Origin of the sequence: Nonlabens dokdonensis (assembly GCF_002162835.1) — a bacterium.
Taxonomy (GTDB): domain Bacteria; phylum Bacteroidota; class Bacteroidia; order Flavobacteriales; family Flavobacteriaceae; genus Nonlabens; species Nonlabens dokdonensis_B.
In genome coordinates this window covers 1-4,224 of record NZ_MAAX01000175.1, presented here as the reverse complement: position 1 = coordinate 4,224, position 4,224 = coordinate 1, and the positions used below count along the sequence as shown (strand labels likewise).

At 35.9% G+C, this 4,224-nt stretch carries 3 protein-coding genes and 1 pseudogene; all 4 read right to left on the bottom strand.

Annotated elements, in window-relative coordinates:
- On the bottom strand, positions 1–909 hold a 909-nt coding region (locus tag A9Q93_RS11270; protein ID WP_303687507.1), incomplete at its 3' end, for an efflux RND transporter permease subunit.
- A gap of 142 nt (positions 910–1,051) precedes the next feature.
- Entirely contained in the window at positions 1,052–1,471 is a 420-nt protein-coding gene (locus tag A9Q93_RS11265) for a hypothetical protein (RefSeq protein WP_303687506.1), read from the bottom strand.
- A gap of 52 nt (positions 1,472–1,523) precedes the next feature.
- Complete coding sequence (locus A9Q93_RS11260; RefSeq protein WP_303687505.1) at positions 1,524–3,533, bottom strand: hypothetical protein; 2,010 nt, start codon at positions 3,531–3,533, stop codon at positions 1,524–1,526.
- Positions 3,530–4,224, bottom strand: a pseudogene (locus A9Q93_RS11255) (hypothetical protein); the annotation flags it as partial. The pseudogene A9Q93_RS11255 and the gene A9Q93_RS11260, both read right to left, overlap by 4 nt.

Here is a 4,224-nt window from a genome sequence, read left to right as displayed (position 1 = left end):
ACCGCCTACCACTTCAGCACCTTCTTTATCTAAAATACCACGTCGCGTTTGTGGTCCCAGATGAACATTTGCAATGTCTTTAATTCGGATAGAAGTAAAATTTTCTGAAGAAACAACTGCATTTTCAATATCTGTAACCGATTTCACATACCCCAGACCACGAACCAAATATTCGGCTTGATTAATTTCCAAAGTCTGCGCACCGATGTCTTGATTACTTTCCTTGACAGCTTTTACAATATCGGTCAAGCCGATGTTGTATTGTCGCATTTTTTCAGGGTCAACATCCACTTGGTATTCCTGGACGTAACCACCGATTGATGCTACTTCAGAAACACCGCTTGCCGAAGACAGACCATATTTTACGTAGTAATCCTGTATGCTTCGTAATTCCTGTGGATCCCAACCGCCAGTTACGTTGCCATCTTTATCACGACCTTCCAGCGTGTACCAAAAAATTTGACCTAATCCCGTAGCATCCGGACCCAATGCAGGGTTTACACCATCGGGCAATAAGTTTGCGGGAAGGGAATTGAGTTTTTCGAGAATACGGCTACGTGACCAATAGAATTCTACATCTTCTTCAAAAATGATATAGATACTTGAAAAACCGAACATTGAAGAGCTTCGGATGGTCTTGACCCCAGGAATTCCCAACAATGAAGTTGTAAGTGGATAGGTAATCTGGTCTTCGATATCCTGCGGTGAACGCCCTTGCCACTTTGTGAAAACGATTTGCTGGTTTTCGCCGATGTCTGGAATGGCATCCACGGCCACAGGATCAGTGGGTAAAATACCTGTTTCCCAATTGAAGGGTGCGTTGACAATGCCCCAACCTACGAATAGGGCGAGTAGTATAACGGCAACAAGTTTATTTTCTATGAGAAATTTTATGCTTTTATTTAGCATACGATATGATTATTAAACAGTTATAGAAATATGCTTTTGTTTGCTCTCAGCACAAATGAGAAACAACAAAGCGTGCCCAGAACGAATGCATCGCTGGGCTTATCCAGTTGCAATTAGATTGCTACTGGTACTGTTTAAAAAATCAAATTAAGAATGTCTGGTGCAATACCTGCAGGTCCCGCCTTATGAATGGTGGCGAGTGATCTGAGAAAGAGATCTCTTGTGATTCAGTTCCTTCAAAGAGACTGATATAAGAATAAGTAAAAGCGGCAACGAATATTTGCTGCTCAAATGTAAGTTGTGAAAAATCCTGTTTTAAATCGTCCTGACCTTCAATAATTAATTGTTCATCTGAGCAACAAGATTTTTTAGAAATCATTGAGTTAGAACAACTCTTAGCAGGTTCAGCTTTTCCCATTCCACAAGTCTTAACATCTTGGATGAATGAAAAATCTACTAACGTATCTCCACAATAATGCATATCCACAGTAAATGACATTGTGGTCAGTAGAACCACAACAGCCATTACCATTGCCATTGATTTGTGGATAAATTGTTTCATTTATTGCAAAATTAGCAAATATTTTAACATAAAGGTTTGTTTTAACGAAATGTTATCTTGTTGTGGTTTGCAAATTGATCCATTCTCTCAAATATTTGAAAGGAAAAGGAATTACTGTTAAATCACCGTACCTAACAAAATCCACATTCATTAATGGCAGCATCTTATCAAAAAATATAGGACCATCTAAAAATCCTGATATTTCGCGAATTACCGATGCACGGCCAATTTTTGTGCGCATTCCATCACCTATAGTTCCAACATAATAGAACAACTTCCCGTTTTCGATATAGGAATGGATATCAAGATTGCTGTCCATTAAGTCATATTTGGATTGGTCTCTCATATAAACCTTAAGGACCTTGCCAGTTTTATCCTCTATGTGTTTGGCCAGTTTCTTTTTTACAGACCTATGGTCAATCAGTCGAAGAATTTCAGATTTTAAAATTGTGTTCTTTGAATGTTCTTCGAGAAGACTGCTGAAATGGTTATTCTGAGATGGCTCAATATCTATTTCTGAAAGCCACATTAATAGGTCTTCTACATTGAATTCCTCATCTTTATCTTCAGCTAATAATTTTTTATAGATGTTTTGAAACTCGGGTAAAGTGAATAGGTCGGAACGCCTAATTATATTTATGTCGCCTTTATCATTTTTAATAATGCCCTCTACTGATTTGTCGTCACTAAAAATTGTGATTAAATCATCAAACTCAGATTGATTGAAGAGCGAAGGTTCTTTCCTTTCAAAAGACATCGAGCCATTTGGTGCAATGGTTAGGAAATAATATGAATCATTTCGGCTTATACCGAAAATTTGGTTTAATTGATAATTATAGTTTGCCCAATCAACCAAAGAGACTTGATTGAGATGAACATCTCGCTTTATCAAAAGCTCTTTGACTATAGCTTTGACTGCACTTGAACTTTTAAAATTAAAATCCTCAATTGTAATGTGCTGGACTATACCACCAGTGTTGCTGTAAGTATCTTTAGTGCCGTGATTCTCATAGTATGCTTTATTGTGTAAAAGCTTTATATTTAAAGCCTTTGGCTTGTAATTATTTGAAATGGATACTACGTTTTGCGGAAACAATGATTTGAGCATTTCCTTTAGGGTTTCAGCATAATCAAGACCTTCTTCTTCAAGGCTATTGATGATGTTCAAATTCAACTTTTCTTTAGCAAGAATTGTGTTGATATCATCCTGTCCATTACCTTTGAGTCTAATTGATTTTTCAGTTTCTTTGATTTCAAATGAAACCTGAATGTAATTGGATAATTTAGATTTTATTTTATCAAAAATAAATGACAACTGTCCCATTTTACTTTCCGAAAAGGAATCCAAATCGCTAAAATCCATAAACGGAGTCACGGTTTTTTTACCTTGCTCTTGTTTAATGATGAATACATCCTTTGCATCAAGATTTTCAGATTTTAGAATACGTCGCATCGATTTTGTAGCGTGAACATAGGTGTATTTAGCATAGTCTTTAAGTTGTTTTCTCTCAAATTTAAGTCGTGACAGAAGCAACAAGCTCGTGAATGTTGTAGTCCTTAACTGTAATTGTAAATCTTTGTTTATTTTTACTTCTACTGCTGGGATTTTAGTAAGCAACTTATTTTTTCCAAACTTCCTTTTCTCGAAAAGAGATTCTTTAAAAAGAAATAATTTGCCCGTTAAATTGTTAAACTGTAACCGTTCACTTTTTGGGGCATTCAGGCTATTTATAAGAAGTTGAATTAAAATATGTCTCGGGACATTTTGCAATTGCTCAATATCTAACACCTTGTAGTGTAAACCATCCATTTCGGTGCCTTCATCCAAAACCTTACGTAGATCTATATTCTCAAATTCCGTTTTCACGAAAAGCGTATATAAAGAACTGCCATTTTCAAAAACGACAGCCTTCGCCATAACATTCTGTGAAAACTCATCAATGAATTGGGCGCCAAACTTTATGTAGCCATCCGATTGCGTAAATTGGACAACTACAAAGTCTTCAATGATATTTTGAAAATTAACTGTTGGTGCAATTCGGTTTGTGGTTACTTTGTTCATACGTTTCGCATTATTTTTTCAATGGCATCTTGATTAAAATCTTTCCTCTCAACATCGAAAAGATTGGCAATTTCTACAATACGACCATCTAAGGTTTCAATAGGACGATAATCGCTTACTGCCAGAATATTTATGACGATTATTCTATCGCCCTTCATTCCATCAAGTTTCTGTAAAATATTTTCTTTTTTTGTTGATGCATCGAACGAGGTATATTCTTGCCAATGTTTAAAGTCTATATAGACGTCTTTATCTTTAACCTTAAAATCAAAACGTTCATAGTGCTCTTTCGACAATTCTTCCAATTCAATTTTTAGGTGTTCTTCTAAAATAAACTTGCCTACTTCTTCGCCCAAAGCACCTTTGTAAATATTATGGAAGACAACGGGCGTTAGAATGTGTTTTCCGTTATTAAAATCAGTAGCATAACTGTTAGATTCAAAGTGAGCTTTTACATTTGGAATAAGCATCAGTTGTTCTAAGCGTGCTGAATAAGCAGAAACGCTAAAATCCATATCGTTGTTAAATGAAACATCTATTTTTTGGAAATCATTGGATTGATTGTAGGTATATGAATTGGTAACTTCCGGAAGTTCTACATAAATGTCCAATACACGAACAAGGCTTTTGGCACGTTCTTCTGTTATCGTTGGGAAACGTAAGCAGAGCTCTCTGAGTTGTTGCCATTCAA